The sequence below is a fragment of the Parabacteroides sp. TM07-1AC genome, assembly GCF_003480915.1.
Lineage (GTDB): Bacteria > Bacteroidota > Bacteroidia > Bacteroidales > Tannerellaceae > Parabacteroides > Parabacteroides chongii.
In genome coordinates, this window is record NZ_QUKD01000001.1 from 132,596 (window position 1) to 155,920 (window position 23,325).

Sequence of the window (23,325 nt, forward strand, 5' to 3'; positions counted from 1 at the left end):
TTATCTATTTATAATTTTGACATTCGTCAACATCTCTAACAGGGTAACAGCATTGTGTAATGTTGTTCGCCCTTCCTGATAAGATATGATAGCATTGGAACGTCTGCTCCTTTCCATCGATAGAGATATAATATCAATTTTCCCATTAATAAAATCCTGTTCAGATATTTTCATCTGTGCATTGTATAATGCGGCGGCGTCAGATTTAGCTTTTAGTGTTGCTAATGCTTGTAGTACTTTGTTGTAGGCTTCTAGAATTTTTAATTTTCGTTCTTCTATAGAAATATCGTATTGATAGTCTAATTGTCTGAAATGGGCTTTTTTTGCTCTCATTTTTTGTTTTTGGCTGAAGAGATTGCCAAAAGGAATGGATAGGGAGAGACCAATATTATACGAATTTTGATTATTCCCCATGTTGCTGGTTATGTATTGTGGATCATCACTGGTTGATGTAGTAGATAAAGCTGTAATCATACCGTATTGATACTGTCCGCTCACCCGGAAGTAATTTAACCACTCCATGCGGCTGATTTTTAATTCAGCTACAGCCTCTTCACGTTTTGCTTCAAAGATTTGAATGGAAGGATGATCATAAACAGATTGTAAAAAAACAGAAAGAGGAGGTAATTGAACGCGTTCATAATCATCCAGCATAGCTTGTATAGAGTCTGCATTGGCTTTAGACATTACTTCTACTGTCGTTGCCTTGTCGAAGTAATTACTTTTTTTCTTCTGGCAAAAACAATAAAATGTATTTATTAGAAATAGTATAATGAATATCTTTTTCATCGAACAGGATTTTTATACATTCTCTTTCTGAATGAAAGCGGTAAATGTTTTGAAAATGATCTTTATATCCATACGAAAAGAGAATTCTTTTGCGTACTTGATATCCAGTTGTTTTCGTTCTTCTGCTGACATTTTTCCGGCATCGCCGCGCTTTTCGACTTGCCATAATCCGGTTAATCCGGCAGGGGCCATGAAACGTTGGACATATTCATCACTTGTAAGTAATTCTGCTTCATAGAGTGGGAGAGGACGGTTGCCTACAACTGACATGTCACCTTTCAGAATGTTGAAAAGTTGCGGTAGTTCATCAATACTATATTTCCGTATGAAGTGGCCGACACGTGTAATGCGGGGATCGTTCTCCAGTTTGAAAAATGCATTGGAGCGTTCTGTACGTTTTGTTTTCAGATAGTCATTTTCAGATGTACTCAGGTTATCAGAAAACAGAAGAATATCCTGAGTACCGTTAGTTGCGATAATCGTTTTCTGAGGAACCTCAGAAACGGAAGAAGAGTTTACAGACTCTTCTTCCGTTGTTTCTTTCGTATATTGGTTTAGCTTCTTATATTCTGACAGTCGCTTATCAGCATCCGAATACATGGAACGAAACTTATAAAAATCGAAAATCCTGTAATTGCTGCCTACACGTTTCGATTTATATACAATTTTTCCATTACTCTCAGCCCGGATGGCTAAAGCTGTTATGAGCAATAAAGGAGATAAGCAAAGGATCGCTGTTCCTGAAGCTAGAATGTCAAATGTCCGTTTCCATAAAGGTAATTTGAATTCAGCCAAAGATGCTATTGGATTCTCTTTTTCTAATTTTTCCTTCTCTTTGTAATCAATGACAACAGTCAGTAATTTTTGCAAATCCTCTTTTGATGTCTTTTGAGAAATCATGCAGTCAACACCGGACCTTAGGTAAGGTATTTTTTCTTCTTTGCTTAATCTCTCGCTTATTAATATAATGTATAGGCCAGGGTACTGTTTGTGAAGCTGGGCTATTGTAGGTATATCGGTTTCTATATTGTTCCTTTCTAAGAATATGCAAAAATCAATATCCTTAATGTGAGATAGTTTGGATATTATCTGCTGAAAGGTGATACATTCGGAGACTTTACATTGCAAAGTCTCTCGTAGATGAGCTGCTAAAGGAATATTATTCCCCCAAAAGATATATTCCATACAAATTGTTGTTATTTACCCTAGCGTTTAATTACTTATCTCAAAAGTCTTTTAACCCTTACTCTCAGTTCTTCAGGATTAAAAGGTTTCAGAATAAAGTCTTCTGCTCCCTCTTCAAAAAGACGGATTCTGTTTGCACTGCTTTCAACGCTTGACAGGATCAGTACCGGAATGTGATTGAAAAGCTCGTTGGCCTTCAAATAACACAAAAATTCTTCTCCGCTCATCTCCGGCATATTCAGGTCGGAGATAACTCCGTCAGGGATATTGCCTTCATTAAGCCATGCAATAGCTTTTATCGGATTTTCTTTATATGTGACTTCATACAACGAAGACAAATATAGCATTATGATTTTCGCTATCTCCGGCTTATCATCAACCAATAGAATTGACTGTTTCATGTTTTTTATTATACTAGTGCTGTTTTGTATGCTTTAATGCACAAAATTAAAATAATTATTTAATAAAGAGTATAAAAATCAAAGGTTTTTAATGGAGAATAGTCTTTTTCTCAAAGAATGATATATATGGAAATTATTCTTTAAGTTTGCAAAGCGAAATTTAGTCGTTATATTGAATTGATAAACAAAGAAATGAATATACCATTTAAGATATTGAATATAAGTGCTATACTTGTTTTGTTGTTCTCCGGATGCCAACCGGAAATGCCTGTTACATCTTCAATTACCATTGATTTGGAAGGCTTTTCTGTCCCGGTTAATCAAAAGTTGTACGGAGTGACAATAGAAGAGATAAATCATGCTATCGATGGCGGACTCTATGCGGAAATGATACAAAACCGCAGTTTTGAGGAAGGAGTGCCTCCTTTAAACTGTCCGTACGACGCAAAACGGAATGTTTTAAGTACTCCAAACGGATGGACGATCCCCTTTATTCGTCCCGATTCAGTGCCCGGATGGCGAAAAATCTCATCAAACACAAGTATTTGGCCTGACGGGCAGGAGTTGATCAATGATAAAAACAAGCGTTCCTTACTGGTTTCTGTCTCGGCCTCTTCAGAGACAGGAAGAGGAGGTGTTGCTGCTACCGGTTATAACGGACTCTCCATACGCAAAGGAGAAAAATATGAACTGTCTTTATTTCTGAAAGGTGGTTCGATGATTCCTAAAACAGTAAGTATATTTATCGGAGATTCTGTGGCAGGAGAACCGTTGAGTGATATTTTTAAAGTATCTCCGATCTATGAATGGAGAAAATATAAATACACCTTCACTGCTTCGGAGAGTACGGATAATGCCGTTTTGGCAATTACTGCCGATACATCTATTGTCTTTTGGACGGATATGGTTTCTTTATTTCCTCTAAAAACATGGAAGGAAAGACCCAATGGTTTACGTTCGGATCTGATGGAGATGATTTCTGCACTGAATCCTCAGTTCGTTCGCTTTCCGGGAGGCAGTTTTGTTGAAGGATATACAGCAGGGACTTATCCGATTTGGCATGAGACTATAGGCGATAACTCCACACGCAAGAATTTTTGGAATGTTTGGGGATACGGTTCAACGAATGGTATGGGATATCATGAATACCTGCAGATGTGTGAGGATCTGAAAGCCGAACCGCTCTATGTGATAAACAGTGGGGTAACCAGTCAAAGCAGGCGACCGCGTTATGAGGATATTACTGCGATGAATAAATTGGTACAGGATGCATTGGAAGCCATAGCCTATGCAAACCAGCCTGCCGATTCGACATTCGGTGCCATGCGTGCAAAGAACGGGCATCCGGAACCATTCAATCTGAAATATATAGAGATCGGCAGTGAAAACTACGGGCAGGAATATTCCAAACGTTTTGACCTGTTTAAAAAAGCGATCAATGAAACTTATCCGGAAATCACGGTGATCAAAAGCTCTTTTATTGCAGGGAAGAACCGGACTGAATGGACCGATTATCATTTCTACTCCGGTGAAGATTTTCTGATCGCCAACCATGACAGGTATGAGACCGGGCAATATCTAAGAAGATTTCCGGCAGTTTTTATCGGTGAGTTCAGTATGGGAGATGCTTCTTTGCAGGGTACATTGCGGGCGGCTATAGGAGAGGCTTGTTTTCTCCTGGGAGTGGAAAACAGTCCGGAGGTCGTTAAGCATCTGGCTTATGCACCTGTGCTGGGAAATGTGAATTACGATTTCCAGCGATATCCCGCCATTTCCTTTAATAATAACAGTGCCATAGGATCGCCGTCTTATTATATGTTGAAGTTGCTGGCAGATAACCGGGGGGATGACTTGTTGAAAACAGAAATTGAGACGTACAGCAAACCTCAGGTGACGTTCGGATATGCCGGCATCGATTTGTTTGATAATAGTTATGACTTCGATGATGTACGAATCGACGGCCGGCCGGTGACGGAAGCGATGGTCAGGACCGGAGGTTGGAAAGTCAACAACGGGACTTTGACACCTGATGCCAATCGTTGGAATAATGTTCTGATGGGAGATTCTGCTGCACATGATTATACGTTTTCTGTGAAACTAAGGAGAAGCAAAGGAAGCGGGCCGGTTCAGCTGCGTGTTCGTGATAATGGAAAAGAGGGTGAAGCGAATGACCATATTGCCGTTTCCATAACTCCGGGAGCCTGTGAGTTCTATCGTTCTTCAGGCGCAGTTAAAGACACGCTGCGTTCTCCAAAAGCCTATTCCTTTGAGAGCAACCGCTGGTATGATGTGAAGATCGTTTGCAAGGATGAGACAGTGAGTTGTTTTGTGGATGATGTTCTGCTGCACGAAGTCGTTTTGCCTCCGTTGCCTTCGCTTGTATCCGTAGCGACATTGGATAAAGAAGCAGAAACGATCATACTGAAGGTTGTCAATACGACGCAGCATGAAGAGAAGACAGAATTGAATATAAAAGGTGGTAGTGTAAAGAATGATGCAGAGATTCTTCAGTTAAGCGGCGATCCTTCGGATCGTAATACATTTGAAGCTCCGAACCGAATTATCCCGGTCTCTAAAAATGTCTCTTTCTCATTGGGAGGACCGGTGGTCTATTCCTTTCCACCTAATTCAATCACGATAATGAAGTTGAAAATAGATTGATAAGCCACCTAATAAAAAGCCCCGGACCGCAATGGACCGGGGCTTTTTTATCATGTCATAAATGGTTTAATGAACCAGCATTTCCGGAGTGATGCGAGTGAATTTCTCAGCATCGGCTTTGCGTAATTTTACGCTGCCGTCGTTCCAGATAGAAGGCCATCCGCCGATGATGTGGCTGAGGAATACTACCTTGATTTCGTGCAAGCCGGCTGCCAGGGCTACAGAGGTGTCGTGACGTGAGAAACGTTTTACTTCACCGCCATTGTTGACCAACAGTTTACCGTCGATCCATACTTCTTCGTTGTCGGAAGAGAGATAATATACGCCGTCTTCCGGAATGTTTACATAACCGGTAGCAACAGCGGCATAGTGCTTAACACCTCTCATCGATTCGCTGCTTTCCACAACGCTTCTGATTTCGCGCAAGTCTTTGATGGTTGATTTCTTCCAATCCTTTACTTCTGCCAGTTTGGATGATTCGAGATACATACCGTCGGTTACCTGCATTTCCAGACCCGGAGTAGTCTTGGCGACTTCCTTAGCCGGAGCCAAAGCCTGCTTTTCTACAGTGATAGTACGTGTCTTGCTCATTTTGTTGGATGGCAATACGGAGCGGATTTTCAATACGCCTGATTCGGTAAATTCGATAGGGGCAGAGTAGACTGTTGATTCCGGAGTCGGTTCTGTTCCGTCGATGGTGTAAACCACCTTGACAGGGCGGCTGGTTGTAAATTCGAGAGAAGCCTTATCGGTGAATGCCACGAAGTTGACAGAACCTTTTGGCTGTTCCGGCTGCGGGATGTGATAGTTGATGTTGTGTTCGTCCAGGCGAACCAGTGCATTGTCCAGTCTGCGTTCGAAATCTTTATAGTCTTTGCGGTTGAGCGGGCTCCATCCGATTTCAGATAAAGCAAGCATACGAGGATACATGCGGTATTCCATCAAATCCGTATTATACATGTACTCAGACCAGTTGTTGCATTGAACGCCTTTGATATGCTGAGCTTTGCCTGTTTTTACCAATGTATCGGGAACCGGATTATAATTATATACTTTTTCGATTGTAGCATATCCGCCGATGGTTACCGGTTCGATCTTGGCATCGCCTTGGTATTGGTCGAGATACATACCTGCACTTCCCGGAGTCATGATCACATCATGTCCCATGTTAGCTGCAGCAATACCTCCGGCTTCACCACGCCATGACATGACAGTTGCCGAAGGGGCAAGGCCGCCTTCCAGGATTTCATCCCAGCCGATGATCTTTTTACCATGTTTTTCTGCCAGGTATTTTTCCATCCGTTGTACGAAGTAGCTCTGCAGACGTTCTTCTGCACTATGTTCTTTCGTTGCTTTCAGACCTTCCGCCTGGATACGTTTTTGACAAGTCGGGCAGGCTTTCCAGCTGATTTTCGGACATTCGTCGCCTCCGATATGGAAGTATTCGCTGGGGAACATCGGAGCCAGTTCGTCGATCACGTCTTCCAGGAACTTGAATGGTTCTTCTTTTCCGGCACACATCACGATGTCTTCAACACCCCAAATGATACGCGGAGTACCTTGTTCTCCTTTGCAGGACAATTCGGGATAAGCTGCGATAGCGGCCATTTCATGTCCCGGGAGTTCCAGTTCCGGAATAACGGTAATGAAACGGTCAGCCGCGTATTTCACAACATCCTTGATCTCATCCTGTGTATAGAAGCCGCTATATTCAGTACCTTCGCCTTCGATACGTTTTGCACCGATCTCAGTCAGCTTCGGATATTTTTTGATTTCGACACGCCAGCCCTGGTCGTCAGTCAGATGCCAGTGCATAGTGTTGACTTTGAACAAAGACAACACGTCGATCTGTTTCTTTACGTTTTCAACCGGTATGAAATGACGGCAAGGATCCAGCATGAAGCCGCGATAAGCAAAACGCGGTTCATCTTTTACCGTAACACACGGAGTGGTCCATGCGATACCGTTTACGACAGCCGGACTTTCGATCTCTGCAGGTAATAACTGCATGAAAGTCTGCATACCGTAGAATAACCCCTGTGGAGTTTTGGCTTTTACAGTTACGCCGTCAGTGGTGACATCCAGTGTATAGCCTTCGTTATTCACGTCTAACGCATCGTCGAGAACGAGCGAGATTCCGTTGGAAACAGCCTGGTCGCCAACAGTCGTCTTGTAGCCTGTTGCCTGGTTGATCTTCGATGCAAAATACTCGGCAATAACTTTAGCCTCCGGAGTGGAAGCCTGGAATGCCATATTTTTACCGACTTTAAAGACCCCTTCATTTTGGGTCAGACTTACAGGTGTCGGAATAACGTTGATACCTTGGTTGTAAGGCATCTGTTTGGTTGGCCCTTCACTGCATGACGCAAGTATACAAAGTGCTGCGCCGGCACACATTGAAATGAGCTTCTTCATGTTCAAGAATAAGTTTATATATAATATAATGTATAGGAGTGCGAGTGAACGCAACTCCTATACATTGTGTTTTACCATGCGAAGATAGGATATTCTTTCATGATGCTGTTTACTTTTTCGCGAACAGCAGTGATTGTTTTATCACACTCCGGTGCAGAAAGAACTGTGTCGATCAATTCTACAATTTCAGTCATTAACGGCTCCTTGGCACCACGAGTCGTGATAGCTGGAGTACCAACGCGGATACCTGAAGTCTGGAAAGCAGAACGGCTGTCAAACGGAACCATGTTCTTGTTTACAGTGATATCTGCAGCAACCAATGCTTTTTCTGCTACTTTACCTGTCAGTTCAGGGAACTTCTTGCGCAGGTCGATCAGCATGCTGTGGTTGTCGGTACCATCTGAAATAATCTTATATCCCTTGTCGATGAATGCCTTTGCCATTGCAGCAGCGTTGGCTTTTACCTGAGCCTGATAAGTTTTGTATTCCGGCTCCAGTGCTTCACCGAAAGCAACGGCTTTAGCAGCAATCACATGTTCCAGCGGACCTCCCTGGATACCCGGGAATACCGCGGAATCCAATAGTTGAGACATTTTCTTGATCTCGCCTTTGGGAGTTTTCTTTCCCCATGGGTTTTCGAAATCTTTACCCAGAAGAATGATACCGCCACGCGGACCACGCAATGTCTTATGTGTCGTAGAGGTTACGATGTGAGCATATTCCAACGGGTTGTTCAGCAAGCCGGCAGCGATCAAACCGGCCGGGTGAGCCATGTCGATCATCAGCAAAGCGCCTGCTTTATCAGCGATTTCGCGCATACGTTTGTAATCCCATTCACGTGAATAAGCAGAACCGCCACCGACGATCAGTTTCGGTTTTTCGCGAAGTGCCACTTCTTCCATCTGGTCGTAGTCGACACGCCCTGTTTCTTCTTTTACGTTATATTCTGTTGCTCTATATAAGATACCTGAACTATTTACTGGAGAACCATGGGAAAGGTGGCCGCCGTGAGCCAGATTTAAGCCGAGGAATGTGTCCCCAGGATTAAGAACTGCCAGGAATACAGCAGCATTAGCCTGTGCTCCTGAATGAGGTTGAACGTTTGCCCATTCGGCATTGAAGATTTGTTTCAACCGTTCGATAGCAATCGTCTCGCTTTGGTCTACTACCTCACAACCTCCATAATAGCGCTTGCCGGGATAACCTTCGGCGTATTTGTTGGTCAGACAGCTACCCATGGCTTGCATCACCTGGTCGCTCACAAAGTTTTCAGAAGCAATCAGCTCGATTCCTTTCAATTGGCGCTGATGTTCTTTCTCAATGATGTCGAAAATGATCTTGTCTTGTTTCATTACATGTAAAATTGGTTATTGCAATGAGCTCTCTACTTGCTATTTTAGAGAGAATCGTTGCAAATTTACGATAAATATCTGTATATATAGCTAAATTGTTATCAAAATATAATTATAATCTAGAAATAATGAGCAAGTTATATTTATGGGATTGAGGATCGTTTTCCAGATAATTTCTCTATTTTTGACCGTTCCCTTACAGGGGATTATTTGTTTTGTATATGATAATACATTTTAAGTTATGAAAGAGAATAAGTATGATAATGAGAAGTTCTTTAGTCAATACAGTCAGATGTCGCGCTCTGTAAGTGGGTTGAAGGGGGCAGGAGAGTGGCATGTGCTGAAGAAGATGCTGCCGGACTTTCAGGGTAAACGGGTGCTCGATCTGGGATGCGGATTCGGTTGGCATTGTCTTTATGCGGTGGAACATGGAGCTATTTCGGTTATAGGTATTGATATTTCGGAAAAGATGCTGGAAGAAGCACGGAAAAGGAATGCTTCTCCTTTAATCGAATATAAATGCATGGCAGTGGAAGATTTTGATTATGATCCTGATACGTTTGATGTGGTTATCAGTTCGTTGACATTTCATTATCTGGAATCATTTGATACGATTTGTCGCGATGTTCACAGGTGTTTATCACAAGGAGGTTCGTTTGTTTTTTCTGTCGAGCATCCTGTTTTTACAGCGTACGGCACACAGGATTGGCAGTATGATCAGGAGGGTAAAATCCTTCATTGGCCCGTAGATCGTTATTTTACAGAAGGAAAGCGGAATGCTGTCTTTTTGGGTGAAGATGTCGTGAAATACCATAAGACATTGACAACCTATGTAAATGGTTTAATAAAGGCCGGCTTTGAGATTACCGGATTAATTGAGCCGGAGCCGGATGCGGATCTGTTGAATACAATTCCAGGGATGCGTGACGAGTTGCGCAGACCGATGATGTTGTTGGTGTCGGCGGTAAAGAAGTAGCATAGAAAATATCATTCGGATGGTGTAACTATATATAACGGATAGTACTGTTGTGCCATCCGTTATGTAAAAAAACTGATAAGAGCAAGGCGCGTTTTTGTTACGGGTTCAAATTTAAAACATTCCCTGATCGGCTGCTTTCCCAGGCAGCCTCGATCAGGCGTATTACATTTATCACTCCACGGGCATCACTTAGTAGTGTCTCTTCCTTACGGATATGCTGGTAAATGTTCTCGTAAAAGGCGCCGTAATTACCCGGAATACTCGGATATCTCTCCTGTATATTCAGGCCGTTCTTTTCTGTATGCAACAATCCCCAGATTTCGGGATCTTCTTCTCCCCAATGCGGCGTATCAGGCATTAGACCGTTTGTCAGGTCGGCTTCCTGTCTGTCGAGGCCATATTTGACGAATGATCCGTCTGTCCCGTGCAGCGTGAACCGCGGCTCCCGTTCGCACATCAGGTAGCTGGCTTTTAAGGTAATTCTCACGTCCGGTGCTTTTGACGGCCTTAATAAATGAATAATGAAATAATCATCGACCAACCCGTTGTCACGTAAAACTGCAATATCGGCAAAGACGGCTTCCGGCATACCAAATAACTGTACCGCTTGATCTATCAGATGTGCTCCCAGATTGTAAGTTATTCCGCCTCCGGCTTCGCCTGTTTCCTTCCAGGTCCCTTGTTTGATGAAATTACGGAAACGGGGAAAGGTCGATTCGAACTCAACCAATCTACCCGTTAATTTTTTATCCAAGATATCCTTAACCGTTAGAAAATCGCTGTCCCAGCGTCTGTTTTGGTAGACGCTTAATGTCAGACCTTTTTCTGTAGCAAGGGTTACCAACTCGTTCGCCTCTTCTACAGTTTGTGTAAATGGCTTTTCAACGATCACATGCTTGCCGGCTTCGAGTGCGCGACGGGCATAGTCGTAATGGGAGCTGTCGGGAGTGTTGACAACGATCAGTTCCAGGTCGTTCATGTCGAGCAACTCATCAAAACTGCGGGCAATATGTGTTTCGGGATAACGCTCTTTTGCCAGGTTTTTGCTGCGTTCTGTGATAGCCGTTAAATCAAAGTGGGGGTTCGTGCTGATAAACGGCGCATGAAAAACTTGTCCTGACATTCCGTAGGCTGCTAATCCGGTTTTTATCTTATCCATAGTTGTTTCTTTATGCATTATTAGAATCTTGTTTCTTATGTATTCGGTTGAATATGATCCCAATCGGCTCCGTTATTAGCTCCGATGATCCAGTTGAAAGCATAATGACGTTCCATGACGACTCCTCCGTCGAGTGAGGCAGGCGCTTCTTTTCCATGAATACGTGCATCCACGCAAGCCCAATCATAACGTAATGTCATATCGGCGGCATCCAGGATTTCAGTTTCGGGGCGTGCAAATCCCTTGGAAAGTAGATCTTTGATACCTTTATGTTGCCAGAAGATGGCAGCAAGGACGGGGACGTCGATGATAGTGGAAGGATAAGACAGATCGTCTACCACACCAGCCGCCCAAAGCAGTACGCCACAACATTCATATCGCCATCCAAACTGTATACATTCTTGCTCTTCCGGTTCCGGGTTATTGATATATGCTGCTTCATGGGGTGTAATATATGATTTTACTCCGTATAATTCATCCATTTTATTAAAATAGGAGCGTGCTGCTTCCCGGTCGGAGTCTTCCGATAACATCACTTCCGAATAAACCGCAACGGCGAATAATGCCGCCGCCCGTTTCACCATTTCTTCGCGGCTTCTCAGTTTAACTTCGCTTTCCAGCGCCTCGCTGTGTAAATGTTCCATATAAGGAATATTTCTTGCTTCAAGGAGTGCTATAGAACGTAAACGTCTTTCCACATCAGCCGGAGCCTCTTCCGGGCGGTTTGCATCCAACAGGTCTGCGTTGCCGATCGGGATAAACTCCGTCAGTTGGCTTTCGCCCTGGATAGAGAACAGTAGTTTCCCCTCTTTCGTATATATCTGCATGCTAGGATAGAGCAGGAAGCCGTTCACATCGTTGGCGACGGCGAAAAGGCAATTGATGATATAGTTCGTCCGGTCTTCGTTATCATCGACTTCGAATATAATACCTGTTATACAGTTGAATACGCGGATTTGACGCATCACATTTTCTTTCAGTTCGACCAATGGTGTCTGGGCGGAAGCGAAATAGTTGGCCATGCCGGCTGTATGCGATGCGATAAAGTCCGGTTTATCCTTTTGATGGCTGATGTTGAAAGCGATGTTAGAGTCGTCTGCAAGTGTCAGGATGATAGCTCCGTTTTCTGATGTAAGCTCTTTTGTCATCTCTTTGAACCGATCCCGGATAGAGGTTACGATACGGTCCGGATTGCCGATTACTGTGTATAACGTGATGTTTGCTTTTTCCATTATTTTGTTGTTTATATCCGTTTGATAGCCGGATGATGATTCTCTTGTACAAAAATAATAAAATAAAGGTATTTTGTAGTGTTGCTATTGTGTCTTTATTTAAGTTTATCGGGTGGTAGAGATGGGGTGAATTTATTGTTTCATTATAATGAAACAGTTGTTTCTCCTAAGTGAAACACTTGTTTCTACCCAATGAAACAGTTGTTTCTCCTAAGTGAAACACTTGTTTCTACCCAATGAAACACTTTCAAGGTGTAGTTTAACGATTTTAGTTGACTACTTTCTGTCTAATCAATAAAAAGGGTTGACTCGGTTTATAGTTAGTAATAAAAAGGGTTGTCCCTTTTGTTGTTTATTTTTGAAAGAGGTTTACTCTTTAACTATTTGCCGGCAAAAATAATCAAGAGTATATCTATTATCTTGCGTTAGGATTCCTTATATGTTTAAAGTTAATAATTACTTTCTTGATGTATTAAACGCTGGTTTATAGATGTTTATTGTGTTATTCGAAGAATTAGAGTAAAACAGTGATTTGGGTAAAAATATATGTAATATAGGTACAAGTTAAAAGTAGGAATACAGATACCCGGTCGCATTGGATAAAGCCTGTGTGGATATGGTATATAACTCGCCGGACGAAGGACGCAAGCACTTGATCGAACGGATGGAGTCGCGACACGGTATCCATACCCTTGAGCATGCAGAGGCAATAGGTGTCGGTAGCCAGAAATACAATTTGGTCCTGCTGGATGCCTGAGAATACGTGAATAGTTTGTAGCGTTTGAAATAAAATAGCTTTCTTAAATGCTTTGTTCGAAAAAAACATTATATTTGTATTATTACAAACTTAATAGATATGAGTGATGATGAACTATTCGAACTATCTTTACATTGCTATCCGGGCAGCGATAGATGCCGGGAAAGCTATCATGGATATTTATACAGACCCTGCATCTGATTTTGAAATTGAACGTAAAGCTGATAATTCTCCGTTGACAAAAGCAGACAAAGCCGCTCATAAACTGATCGTGAATGTTCTTTCCGTAACCCCGTATCCGATATTGAGTGAGGAAGGAAAAGATATTCCTTATGCCGAACGTTCTTCTTGGGAGACATTCTGGCTGGTTGATCCGTTGGATGGTACCAAGGAATTTATAAAGAAAAACGGTGAGTTTACTGTGAATATTGCTTTGATCCAGAAGGGGGTACCCGTTTTGGGTGTTATTTACGTTCCGGTACGCAAAGAATTGTATTTCTCTGCTGATTCGTTGGGCGCATATAAACTGGTTGCGGATTGTGATCATCAGCCCTCTATGGATGAGATCATGCAAAAGGCCAATCGTCTGCCTGTTTCCATGGCACATCAGGGAGTTGTCGTTGTTGCCTCCCGTTCACATCAGAGCTCGGAGACGACGGATTTTATCGAAAATCTGCGGAAACAAGGACAGCCTGTTACGTTGATCAGTAGCGGCAGCAGTCTGAAAATATGTCTGGTAGCGGAAGGAAGTGCGGATATTTATCCCCGTTTCGCTCCGACGATGGAATGGGATACGGCAGCCGGTCATGCTATAGCCAGAGGCGCGGGATGTGATGTATTTCATATAGATGGCCGAACGCCTTTGAAATACAATAAGGAAGATTTGCACAACCCGTGGTTTATAGTTAAAGCCCTTTCTTCCATTTGCTGATTATTTTGGTCAAAAGGACTAAAATAGAACTTTTAGGTACGAATAACGTTAATTTTCTTATTACATTTGCACCTTATCTGAGAAATTTAGACAGATTAGGTACGTATGAACTACGAAATATTATTTGTATTGCTGGCCCTGGCCGGAATGGTGGCTGCGTTAATATGGGACAGGATGCGACCGGGAATGATACTACTTTCCGTTGTAGTATTATTCCTTGTTGCTGGTATATTGACTCCTAAAGAGATGCTGGAGGGGTTCAGTAATAAAGGAATGATAACGGTTGCCATGCTCTTTCTGGTGAGTGAAGGGGTTCGCCAGAGCGGGGCCTTGGGGCAGCTGATCAAAAAACTTCTTCCGGAAGGTAAAACAACTGTTCTGAAAGCGCAGGTCCGTATGCTTCCTCCTATAGCATTCGTGTCTGCGTTTCTTAATAATACGCCTGTTGTCGTTATTTTCGCCCCGATCATTAAGCGGTGGGCGGAGTCTGTAAAACTTCCGGCAACAAAATTCCTTATTCCTCTTTCTTATGTAACCATATTGGGAGGTATTTGTACGTTGATCGGAACATCTACCAACCTGGTTGTTCATGGCATGGTGATAGACGCCGGTTATGAGGGCTTTACCATGTTTGAACTGGGAAAAGTCGGAATTTTTATTGCTATAGCCGGTATATTATACCTGTTTGCTTTTTCCAATAAGTTATTACCCGATTCCCGCCAGGATAATCATGTGGATGAAGAAGAGGAAGGCAGCCCGGGTAACCTGCATCGTGTGGAAGCTGTGTTAGGTTCCCGCTTTCCGGGTATTAATAAAACATTGGGAGAATTTAACTTTACCCGCCATTACGGTGCAATTGTGAAAGAGGTAAAAAGTGGGGGAGAACGCTTTACCCACGATCTCGATAAAGTAACCTTGCACGAAGGAGATACATTGGTTTTATGGGCAGACGATACGTTTATACCTACCTGGGGAGAATCGAGTGTCTTCCTGATGCTGGCAAACGGTAGCGAGAATACGGAGCCGGTATCGAAAAAGAAACGCTGGCTGGCTTTAGGCTTGCTGATCTTTATGATCGTCGGCGCGACAATCGGTGAGTTGCCTGCAGTGAAGGAAGCTATTCCGAATATGAGGTTGGATATGTTCTTCTTTGTTTGTATCACCACGATCGTTATGGCCTGGACAAAGATATTCCCACCTAAAAAGTATACGAAATACATCTCGTGGGATATACTGATCACCATTGCCTGCGCTTTTGCCATCAGTAAAGCGATGGAGAATTCCGGCTTTGCATCGTTGGTTGCCAGCTATATTATCAGCATGGCGGATAACTTCGGACCTTATGCTTTACTTGCCATTATCTTTATCATTACGAATATATTCACAGAACTGATTACGAACAATGCGGCAGCTGCTTTGAGTTTTCCGATCGCACTGTCGGTCGCTACCCAGCTGGGAGTCAATCCGACCCCTTTCTTTGTAGTGATCTGTATGGCTGCATCGGCCAGTTTCAGTTCGCCGATCGGTTATCAGACCAATCTGATCGTGCAGGGTATCGGTAGTTATAAGTTCACCGACTTTGTCCGCATCGGATTGCCGTTGAACCTGATCACATTCCTGATATCTGTGTTCGTAATACCAATGATCTGGAAATTCTAATGAATTGACAATGGATAATTGACAATTGACAATTAAGATGGACAATTAACATGGAAGAAAAACAAAATAACATTTATCCGATTTTCGACCGAATGATGGGACGGGAAGATAAGGAAACTTTATTGAAACAACGGAGTGTGATGGTATGGTTTACCGGGCTTAGCGGTTCGGGTAAAAGTACGATTGCCATAGCGTTGGAGCGTGAGTTGCATCAGCGTGGCTTGTTATGCCGTATTTTGGACGGAGATAATATCCGCAGCGGTATCAATAATAATTTAGGATTCTCACCGGCAGACCGTGTCGAGAATATCCGCCGCATCGCAGAGGTAAGCAAACTATTTATCGATACCGGTGTTATAACCATAGCGGCTTTTATCAGTCCGAACAACGAGTTGAGGGAGATGGCTTCGTCTATTATCGGAAAAGAAAATTTCCTGGAAATCTATGTAAACACACCGATCGAAGAATGTGAACGACGCGATGTGAAAGGATTGTATGCAAAAGCTCGTAAGGGAGAGATCAAAGACTTTACAGGCGTTTCGGCCCCGTTTGAAGCTCCGGAGCATCCGGCATTATCGTTGGATACATCGGTGTTGAGCCTGGAAGAGTCCGTCAATAGGTTGTTGGGGTTGATATTACCCAAAGTAAAAATATAAATAATAACAAATATAATTATGTCAGATTACAAATTAAGCCATCTACAGGAGTTGGAAGCAGAATCCATCCATATCATACGGGAGGTTGCTGCTGAATTTGAGAATCCTGTGATGCTTTATTCTATCGGTAAAGATTCGTCGGTGATGGTCCGGTTGGCAGAGAAAGCCTTTGCTCCGGGAAAAGTGCCGTTTCCTTTGATGCATATCGACTCCAAATGGAAGTTCAAGGAGATGGTACAGTTCCGTGATGAATACGCGAAAAAGTTCGGCTGGAACCTGATCGTCGAGTCCAATATGGAGGCCTTTCACGCTGGTGTCGGGCCTTTTACGCATGGAAGTAAAGTGCATACCGACTTGATGAAGACACAGGCTTTATTACATGCCCTCGACAAATACAAGTTCGATGCCGCTTTCGGTGGTGCCCGTCGTGACGAAGAAAAGAGCCGTGCGAAAGAACGTATCTACTCTTTCCGTGACAAGTTCCACCAGTGGGACCCTAAGAACCAGCGTCCGGAGTTGTGGGATATCTACAACGCCCGCGTACATAAAGGGGAAAGTATCCGCGTATTCCCGCTTTCTAACTGGACCGAACTGGATATCTGGCAATATATCCGTCTCGAAAATATTCCGATCGTTCCGTTGTATTATGCCAAAGAACGTCCTATCGTCGAGCTTGACGGCAATCTGATTATGGCTGACGACGACCGTCTGCCGGAACAGTATCGCGATCAGATCAAGATGCGTATGGTACGTTTCCGTACATTGGGCTGCTGGCCGCTGACAGGTGCTGTGGATAGCGAAGCCGATACGATTGAGAAGATCGTGGAAGAGATGATGACAACCACTAAGAGCGAACGCACGACCCGTGTGATCGACTTCGACCAGGATGCCAGCATGGAACAAAAGAAAAGAGAAGGATATTTTTAATTTGAAATTATGGCAACATTAAATATAAAAGAATTCCTGGACAGGGACGAGCAGAAGGATTTGCTTCGTTTCCTGACGGCAGGTTCGGTAGACGACGGTAAATCGACTTTGATCGGACGTCTGCTGTTTGACAGTAAAAAGTTGTACGAAGATCAGCTGGATGCACTTGAACGTGACAGCAAACGTATGGGAAATGCCGGCGATCATATCGATTATGCTTTATTGCTGGATGGTCTGAAAGCGGAACGCGAACAGGGTATCACGATCGATGTGGCTTACCGTTATTTCAGTACAAACAACCGTAAGTTTATCATTGCCGATACTCCGGGACATGAACAATATACCCGCAACATGATCACCGGCGGTTCGACTGCCAACCTGGCTATTATCCTGGTGGATGCCCGTACCGGTGTGATCACACAGACACGTCGCCATACATACCTGGTGTCGCTGTTGGGTATCAAGCATGTCGTGCTGGCAGTAAACAAAATGGACCTGGTTGATTTCGACAAACAGATATTTGATAAGATCGTATCCGATTATAAAGAATTTGTCTCTTCACTGAATATTCCGGATATCACTTATATCCCGCTTTCCGCTCTGGACGGTGATAATGTCGTGGACAAGAGCGACCGTACCCCGTGGTACGATGGTCCTTCATTGCTGGATTTCCTGGAAACAGTGCCTATCGACCAGGATCGCAACTTTGAGGATTTCCGTTATCCGGTGCAGTACGTATTGCGCCCGAACTTGGACTTCCGTGGCTTCTGTGGTAAAGTATCCAGCGGCATCATCCGTAAAGGTGATACGGTAATGGCTTTGCCTTCACGCAAGACCTCCAAAGTAAAAAGCATTGTGACATATGACGGAGAACTGGATTATGCATTCCCGCCCCAGTGCGTGACCATTACCCTGGAAGACGAGATAGACGTGTCCCGCGGCGAGATGCTGGTACATCCGGACAATCTGCCGATGGAAGACCGTAACTTCGAAGCCATGCTCGTATGGATGGATGAAGAAGCGATGGATATGTCCAAACAGTTTTATATCAAACATACGACAAACCTGACGCGTGCGCGTGTAGACAGTATCCGTTATAAGGTAAATGTCAATACGATGGAGCAGTTATCAATTGATAATGGACAATTGACAATTGACAATTTGCCGATGAAACTGAATGAGATTGCCCGCGTTGTATTCACTACCGGAAAACCCTTGTTCTTCGACCCTTACCAAAAGAATAAACAGACAGGTGCATTCATCCTGATCGACCCGATCACCAATAACACGTCGGCTGTCGGAATGATCATCGACCGGGTGGATGCGAAAGATATGGTAACGGAAGATGCACTGGCAGTGCTGAACCTGCCTGAACTCGGAATAGGTGAAGAGCATTACGGTGCGATTCGTACGATATGTAAAGAATTGGAGCGCCAGGGTGTTCCTGTGAAATGTATAACTGAAAAGAAATAATGTATGGGGTTGCTGGAATTTGATAAATTGCCAATCAATACGCTGGTTGGTGCGGACTGGAAAACGTTCAAGGCTGTGACAGCCGATAAAACGATCGACAAAGGTTTTCGCAACAAGTATTATCTGACAAAATCGGTATGCCGTCTGCTTAGTTTACTGCAACCTTTTGAGGATGCCCGTTATCGTAAGATCGCGGACAAGCCGCTGGAAATGGACCCGGTATTCATCCTGGGCCATTGGCGTAGCGGTACGACATTTGTACACAACGTATTTTCGTGTGACAAGCATTTCGGCTACAATACCACCTATCAGACGGTATTTCCAAATCTGATGCTTTGGGGGCAACCTTTCTTCAAGAAGAATATGTCATTCTTGATGCCCGACAAACGCCCGACCGACAATATGGAGTTGAAGGTCGACCTTCCGCAGGAAGAGGAGTTTGCTCTGGCGAATATGATGCCGTATACGTATTATAATTTCTGGTTTTTCCCAAAGCATATGCTGGAGTATTGCGACCGCTACCTCTTGTTTGACAATGCTACGGAAGAAGAATTGAAAATATTCAAGGAAACATTCCTGAAACTTGTCAAGATCTCGCTCTGGAATACGCACGGTTCACAGTTCCTGAGTAAGAACCCGCCGCATACCGGACGTGTAAAGACGTTGCTGGAGATGTTTCCGAATGCCAAATTTATTTATTTGAAGCGCAATCCTTATACCGTATTTGAAAGTACACGCAGTTTCTTTACAAATACGATACAGCCGCTTCGTTTGCAGGATATCACTAATGAACAGATTGAAAGCAATCTTATCGAAGTATACCGCCGCTTGTTCTACAAATTTGAAGAACAGAAAGGGCTGATCCCTGAAGGTAACCTGGTAGAAGTCAAATTCGAGGATTTCGAACAGGATGCTTATGCCATGACCGAAGATATTTACCGTAAATTAAACCTGCCGGGTTTTGAAGCGTCTAAGGACGAAATCGGAAAATATCTGGGTAAGAAGAAGGGATATAAGAAGAACCAGTACAAATACGACGACCGTACGGTGAAGATCGTGGAAGAGAACTGGGGAATGGCTCTGAAAGAGTGGGGGTATTCATTATAATTGTCAATTGATAATTAACAATTGACAATTAAAAAGAAGGTAACGGTATGAGTCCTATAAAGAATATATTATTATTTTTGTTTGCGGGCAGTCAGCTATCCACGATGGCCGGACAAGAAAAGGTAGTCCCTTTTGCGTTTGGCGATATGGATCAATGGGTTGTCCGTGAGATCCAGGAATCCGGGATCATCGGAGGTAACAAAAAACACCTTTACGAACTGGGACCGACAGATACGATCGTCGGTAATATCGCTTATCATAACAAGGGAGGCTCACCTTGGGCAAACTCCAATGTGATGGCGAAAGTAGCCGGAGTAGTAAAGACGAACACTTCTGTTTTCCCTGAAAAGAGGGACGACGGCTGGTGTGCTCGTCTGGAGACACGTATGGAAAGTGTGAAAGTGCTCGGCCTGGTCGATATCGAAGTTGTTGCAGCCGGTTCTGTTTTTCTAGGTACGGTACATGAGCCGATCAAAGGGACAAAGAACCCGCAGAGCATGTTGAACAGTGGCGTTCCTTTTACGAAAAAGCCGAAAGCGATCCGTTTTGACTACAAGGTCAAGTCGGCACCGGAAAAGGATCGTATCCGTAGTACGGGATTCAGCCGTAAGTCGAAAGTGGCGGGGCAGGATTCTATTGCAGCCATTCTGTTTTTGCAGAAACGCTGGGAAGATAAGGAAGGAAATGTATATGCCAAACGTGTCGGAACCATGGTGCAGCGTTATATCTCGTCGACAGACGGCTGGGTGAACGATGCCACTTATCCGATCATGTATGGAAATATCTCTTCCCATCCTGATTTCGAACCGTACATGCGCATACAGGTTGAAGAACGTTATACGATGAACAGTCAGGGGAAAAGTGTCCCGATTCAGGAGATCGGCTGGGCGGAAGAAGATGAAGAACCTACTCATATGGTTCTGCAGTTCACTTCCAGCCACGGTGGTGCCTATATCGGTTCTCCGGGCAATACGTTTTGGATTGATAATGTAAAACTAATATATTAATCAGTTGACAGTTGACAAGTGACGGTTGACAGTTTTAAGAACTGGTCTTATCTGTCAACTGTCAACTGTCAACTGTCAACTTTTTAAATATGGAGGCAAAGATTAAAGCACTTCGTGATGAGCTGGAGCAACATAATTACAATTATTATGTACTCTCCGCACCGACTATATCAGACCGTGAGTTTGATGAGAAGATGAAAGAATTACAGGCATTGGAGGAAGCCCATCCTGAATTTGCCGATCCGCATTCACCTACGCAACGGGTAGGAAGCGACTTGTCGAAAGAATTCGAGCAGGTCATACACCAATATCCGATGCTTTCTTTGGGGAACACCTATTCTGAAGAAGAGATACGTGATTTCTATGAGCGGACAGAACGTGCTTTGAACGAGCCTTTTGAGATTGTTGCCGAACTGAAATATGATGGTACTTCCATCTCTCTGATCTATGAAGACGGACGCCTGGTTCGTGCCGTTACCCGTGGTGATGGAACCCGGGGGGATGATGTGACGGCAAATGTAAAGACGATCCGTTCGGTCCCTTTGAAGTTACGCGGGGATAATTATCCGGCTAACTTTGAACTTCGTGGAGAGATATTACTTCCGTGGGCGGAGTTCGACCGCCTGAATAAGGAGCGTGAAGAACAGGAAGAACCACTCTTCGCCAACCCGCGTAATGCCGCTTCCGGTACATTGAAACAGCAGAATCCGGCTATCGTGGCTTCACGTAAGCTGGATGCCTATTTCTATTATTTGCTGGGTGAGAACCTCCCTGCCGACGGGCATTATGAGAACTTGCAAATTGCCCGTACCTGGGGATTCAAAATACCGGATGTGATCCGTAAATGTAACAGCTTGCAGGATATCTTCGACTATATCGCTTATTGGGATGTGGAACGGAAGAACCTGCCGGTAGCAACGGACGGTATCGTACTGAAAGTAAACTCACTTCGCCAGCAGAAGAACCTGGGCTTCACAGCTAAGAGTCCGCGCTGGGCGATCGCTTATAAATTTCAGGCAGAGCGGGCGGTAACCCGTCTGAATTTTGTCTCTTTCCAGGTAGGACGAACAGGGGCGGTTACGCCGGTTGCCAACCTGGAGCCTGTATTGCTTGCCGGAACGACCGTGAAACGAGCTTCTTTGCATAATGCGGATATCATAGAAGGACTGGATTTGCATCTGGGCGATAATGTATACGTGGAAAAAGGAGGGGAGATCATCCCGAAGATCGTGGGGGTCGATGTCGATTCCCGTTCGATGTTACTGGGTGCGAAGGTCACTTTCATCAAGACTTGTCCGGAATGCGGTACGCTTTTGTATCGCCCCGAAGGGGAAGCGGCGCACTACTGTCCGAACGAATCCGGCTGTCCTCCGCAGATAAAAGGGCGTATCGAACATTTCGTTACTCGTCGGGCGATGAATATAAATATGGGCCCCGAGACAGTAGAGGACCTGTTTGAAGCAGGTCTGGTCAGGAATGTTGCAGACTTGTATACACTGAAGACGGAAGACCTGTTGAGCCTGGAACGTTGGGCGGAGAAGAGTGCCCGTAATTTGATGGCAAGCCTGGAAGAATCCAAACAGGTTCCTTTTGAACGTGTATTGTTTGGATTGGGCATTCGTTATGTCGGTGAGACGGTGGCTAAACGTCTGGCTTCAGCTTTTCATTCGATGGAGCAATTGAAGGATGCTTCGTTGGAGGCACTGACGGAGGTGGACGAGATCGGTGAACGTATCGCACGCAGTGTGGTCGATTATTTTGCCGATGAAGACAATCGTATATTGGTTGCCCGCCTACAAGTGGCCGGATTACAGATGGCTGTGGCGGAAGAAGTCCTGGCGAACCGTTCTGACAAATTGAAGGGACTGACGATCGTGATCAGTGGAACCTTCTCTCAGCATTCGCGCGACGAATATAAAGCTATGATCGAACAGCATGGCGGAAAGAACAGTGGTTCTGTTTCCGGTAAAACGGATTATATCCTTGCCGGGGATAATATGGGGCCGGCGAAACTGGAAAAGGCAGCTAAGCTGGGAGTAAAGATTATCAACGAGGATGAATTCTTAAATATGTTGGCAGAATGAGATTGACGAACCATTTTATCCGTAAAAAAGTAAAGGAACTGGCTGGACAGGCCGGGAAGCGTCAGAGTCATTTCTGTACGTTGAAGGATGCCCGCCATATTCTGGTTTTGTTCGATGCCGGGGATAGCAGCGTTGTCGAGCCTTGTCTTGAAACATTGCGTATGATGCATAAGAATATCAATGTTTGTACGTATGTATCCGGCGATACGGTTCCTGAAGTGAATCCGTCCTACATGGTTGTACACGCTAAGACGGATTTGGATATGTGGTATATACCCCAGGATGCGATACTGAAAAAGTTCTGTGCCTGTGACGCCGATATACTTATCGACCTTACACGTGGAGGTAATTATGTCATGCAATACTTATTGCTGAAGCATCCCGGTACTTTTAAAGTCGGGGCAAGGAGTAGTGAGCTCGATTTGTACGATCTTACTATTTCTGTGACAGAAAACGCTGATATAAAGCATATATTCGGACATATCTTATTTTATTTGCAAACAATCCGCTCCAAATGATATAATTTCGTTATTTTTGCAGTGCTAAATAAC

General features: G+C 44.0%; 18 protein-coding genes and 1 pseudogene. 12 read left to right on the top strand and 7 right to left on the bottom strand.

Annotated features, from left to right (window positions below):
* Genes DXD68_RS00580 through DXD68_RS00590 form a run of 3 tightly spaced genes read right to left on the bottom strand, consistent with a single transcriptional unit; the run spans window position 1 to window position 2,375 of the window.
* Window positions 1–789, bottom strand: a complete 789-nt coding sequence (locus DXD68_RS00580; protein ID WP_122359827.1) for a TolC family protein — start codon at window positions 787–789, stop codon at window positions 1–3.
* 12 nt (window positions 790–801) lie between these two features.
* Entirely contained in the window at window positions 802–1,974 is a 1,173-nt protein-coding gene (locus DXD68_RS00585; protein ID WP_122359828.1) for a sugar transferase, read from the bottom strand.
* A 35-nt stretch (window positions 1,975–2,009) separates the two neighbouring features.
* Window positions 2,010–2,375: a PleD family two-component system response regulator gene (locus tag DXD68_RS00590; RefSeq protein ID WP_122352696.1), complete on the bottom strand. Its 366-nt coding sequence runs from the start codon at window positions 2,373–2,375 to the stop codon at window positions 2,010–2,012.
* Between the two features lie 192 nt (window positions 2,376–2,567).
* Between DXD68_RS00590 and DXD68_RS00595 the strand changes: the two genes are divergently transcribed.
* Window positions 2,568–5,036, top strand: a complete 2,469-nt coding sequence (locus DXD68_RS00595; protein WP_122359829.1) for an alpha-L-arabinofuranosidase C-terminal domain-containing protein — start codon at window positions 2,568–2,570, stop codon at window positions 5,034–5,036.
* Between the two features lie 66 nt (window positions 5,037–5,102).
* On the opposite strand, the gene DXD68_RS00600 is transcribed toward DXD68_RS00595, so the two are convergent.
* Both DXD68_RS00600 and glyA read right to left on the bottom strand, forming a co-directional pair.
* Window positions 5,103–7,451, bottom strand: coding sequence for a family 20 glycosylhydrolase (locus tag DXD68_RS00600; protein WP_122359830.1), 2,349 nt, complete (start codon window positions 7,449–7,451; stop codon window positions 5,103–5,105).
* Between the two features lie 71 nt (window positions 7,452–7,522).
* A complete protein-coding gene (gene glyA / locus DXD68_RS00605) occupies window positions 7,523–8,803 on the bottom strand; it encodes a serine hydroxymethyltransferase (RefSeq protein WP_122359831.1) in 1,281 nt (426 codons plus the stop codon).
* 241 nt (window positions 8,804–9,044) lie between these two features.
* Here glyA and DXD68_RS00610 point away from each other — a divergent pair, with 241 nt between their 5' ends.
* Window positions 9,045–9,779 (top strand): class I SAM-dependent methyltransferase, encoded by a 735-nt coding sequence (locus tag DXD68_RS00610; RefSeq protein WP_122359832.1) that lies wholly within the window; start codon window positions 9,045–9,047, stop codon window positions 9,777–9,779.
* Window positions 9,780–9,879: 100 nt separating this feature from the next.
* Here DXD68_RS00610 and DXD68_RS00615 read toward each other — a convergent pair whose 3' ends face one another.
* Both DXD68_RS00615 and DXD68_RS00620 read right to left on the bottom strand, forming a co-directional pair.
* Entirely contained in the window at window positions 9,880–10,941 is a 1,062-nt protein-coding gene (locus DXD68_RS00615; protein WP_122360479.1) for a Gfo/Idh/MocA family oxidoreductase, read from the bottom strand.
* Window positions 10,942–10,976: 35 nt separating this feature from the next.
* Window positions 10,977–12,173, bottom strand: coding sequence for a DUF4272 domain-containing protein (locus DXD68_RS00620; protein ID WP_122359833.1), 1,197 nt, complete (start codon window positions 12,171–12,173; stop codon window positions 10,977–10,979).
* A gap of 586 nt (window positions 12,174–12,759) precedes the next feature.
* On the opposite strand from DXD68_RS00620, the pseudogene DXD68_RS00625 reads away from it, so the two are divergent.
* The 10 genes and pseudogenes from DXD68_RS00625 to DXD68_RS00670 all read left to right on the top strand — a co-directional run.
* Window positions 12,760–12,930, top strand: a pseudogene (locus tag DXD68_RS00625) (ferredoxin); the annotation flags it as partial.
* 106 nt (window positions 12,931–13,036) lie between these two features.
* Window positions 13,037–13,861: a 3'(2'),5'-bisphosphate nucleotidase CysQ gene (gene cysQ / locus DXD68_RS00630; protein WP_122359834.1), complete on the top strand. Its 825-nt coding sequence runs from the start codon at window positions 13,037–13,039 to the stop codon at window positions 13,859–13,861.
* A gap of 105 nt (window positions 13,862–13,966) precedes the next feature.
* Window positions 13,967–15,520, top strand: a complete 1,554-nt coding sequence (locus tag DXD68_RS00635; RefSeq protein ID WP_122359835.1) for an SLC13 family permease — start codon at window positions 13,967–13,969, stop codon at window positions 15,518–15,520.
* A 50-nt stretch (window positions 15,521–15,570) separates the two neighbouring features.
* A complete protein-coding gene (gene cysC, locus DXD68_RS00640; protein ID WP_122359836.1) occupies window positions 15,571–16,176 on the top strand; it encodes an adenylyl-sulfate kinase in 606 nt (201 codons plus the stop codon).
* Between the two features lie 15 nt (window positions 16,177–16,191).
* Complete coding sequence (cysD, locus tag DXD68_RS00645) at window positions 16,192–17,103, top strand: sulfate adenylyltransferase subunit CysD (protein WP_199715384.1); 912 nt, start codon at window positions 16,192–16,194, stop codon at window positions 17,101–17,103.
* Between the two features lie 9 nt (window positions 17,104–17,112).
* Window positions 17,113–18,576 carry a sulfate adenylyltransferase subunit CysN gene (cysN, locus tag DXD68_RS00650; protein ID WP_122359837.1) on the top strand — a complete coding sequence of 488 codons (1,464 nt, stop codon included), beginning with the start codon at window positions 17,113–17,115 and terminating at the stop codon, window positions 18,574–18,576.
* A 3-nt stretch (window positions 18,577–18,579) separates the two neighbouring features.
* Window positions 18,580–19,683, top strand: a complete 1,104-nt coding sequence (locus tag DXD68_RS00655) for a sulfotransferase family protein (RefSeq protein WP_122359838.1) — start codon at window positions 18,580–18,582, stop codon at window positions 19,681–19,683.
* Window positions 19,684–19,730: 47 nt separating this feature from the next.
* Window positions 19,731–20,690: a PCMD domain-containing protein gene (locus DXD68_RS00660; protein ID WP_122359839.1), complete on the top strand. Its 960-nt coding sequence runs from the start codon at window positions 19,731–19,733 to the stop codon at window positions 20,688–20,690.
* A gap of 89 nt (window positions 20,691–20,779) precedes the next feature.
* A complete protein-coding gene (gene ligA / locus DXD68_RS00665) occupies window positions 20,780–22,774 on the top strand; it encodes an NAD-dependent DNA ligase LigA (RefSeq protein ID WP_122359840.1) in 1,995 nt (664 codons plus the stop codon).
* The gene (locus DXD68_RS00670; protein WP_122359841.1) at window positions 22,771–23,292 is read left to right on the top strand and encodes a DUF6913 domain-containing protein; all 522 of its coding nucleotides are present in this window, start codon (window positions 22,771–22,773) and stop codon (window positions 23,290–23,292) included. Before ligA ends, DXD68_RS00670 begins: the two co-directional genes overlap by 4 nt.
* The last annotated feature ends 33 nt before the right edge of the window (window positions 23,293–23,325 follow it).

Bases quoted from the DNA above. Each gene is read 5' to 3' on its own strand.
- cysC (WP_122359836.1), top strand. From the start codon at position 15,571: ATGGAAGAAAAACAAAATAACATTTATCCGATTTTCGACCGAATGATG.
- DXD68_RS00655 (WP_122359838.1), top strand. From the start codon at position 18,580: ATGGGGTTGCTGGAATTTGATAAATTGCCAATCAATACGCTGGTTGGT.
- DXD68_RS00610 (WP_122359832.1), top strand. From the start codon at position 9,045: ATGAAAGAGAATAAGTATGATAATGAGAAGTTCTTTAGTCAATACAGT.
- DXD68_RS00580 (WP_122359827.1), bottom strand. From the start codon at position 789: ATGAAAAAGATATTCATTATACTATTTCTAATAAATACATTTTATTGT.
- DXD68_RS00615 (WP_122360479.1), bottom strand. From the start codon at position 10,941: ATGGATAAGATAAAAACCGGATTAGCAGCCTACGGAATGTCAGGACAA.
- DXD68_RS00600 (WP_122359830.1), bottom strand. From the start codon at position 7,451: ATGAAGAAGCTCATTTCAATGTGTGCCGGCGCAGCACTTTGTATACTT.
- DXD68_RS00590 (WP_122352696.1), bottom strand. From the start codon at position 2,375: ATGAAACAGTCAATTCTATTGGTTGATGATAAGCCGGAGATAGCGAAA.
- DXD68_RS00620 (WP_122359833.1), bottom strand. From the start codon at position 12,173: ATGGAAAAAGCAAACATCACGTTATACACAGTAATCGGCAATCCGGAC.
- DXD68_RS00660 (WP_122359839.1), top strand. From the start codon at position 19,731: ATGAGTCCTATAAAGAATATATTATTATTTTTGTTTGCGGGCAGTCAG.
- DXD68_RS00635 (WP_122359835.1), top strand. From the start codon at position 13,967: ATGAACTACGAAATATTATTTGTATTGCTGGCCCTGGCCGGAATGGTG.
- DXD68_RS00670 (WP_122359841.1), top strand. From the start codon at position 22,771: ATGAGATTGACGAACCATTTTATCCGTAAAAAAGTAAAGGAACTGGCT.
- cysQ (WP_122359834.1), top strand. From the start codon at position 13,037: ATGATGAACTATTCGAACTATCTTTACATTGCTATCCGGGCAGCGATA.
- glyA (WP_122359831.1), bottom strand. From the start codon at position 8,803: ATGAAACAAGACAAGATCATTTTCGACATCATTGAGAAAGAACATCAG.
- DXD68_RS00595 (WP_122359829.1), top strand. From the start codon at position 2,568: ATGAATATACCATTTAAGATATTGAATATAAGTGCTATACTTGTTTTG.
- cysN (WP_122359837.1), top strand. From the start codon at position 17,113: ATGGCAACATTAAATATAAAAGAATTCCTGGACAGGGACGAGCAGAAG.
- DXD68_RS00585 (WP_122359828.1), bottom strand. From the start codon at position 1,974: ATGGAATATATCTTTTGGGGGAATAATATTCCTTTAGCAGCTCATCTA.
- ligA (WP_122359840.1), top strand. From the start codon at position 20,780: ATGGAGGCAAAGATTAAAGCACTTCGTGATGAGCTGGAGCAACATAAT.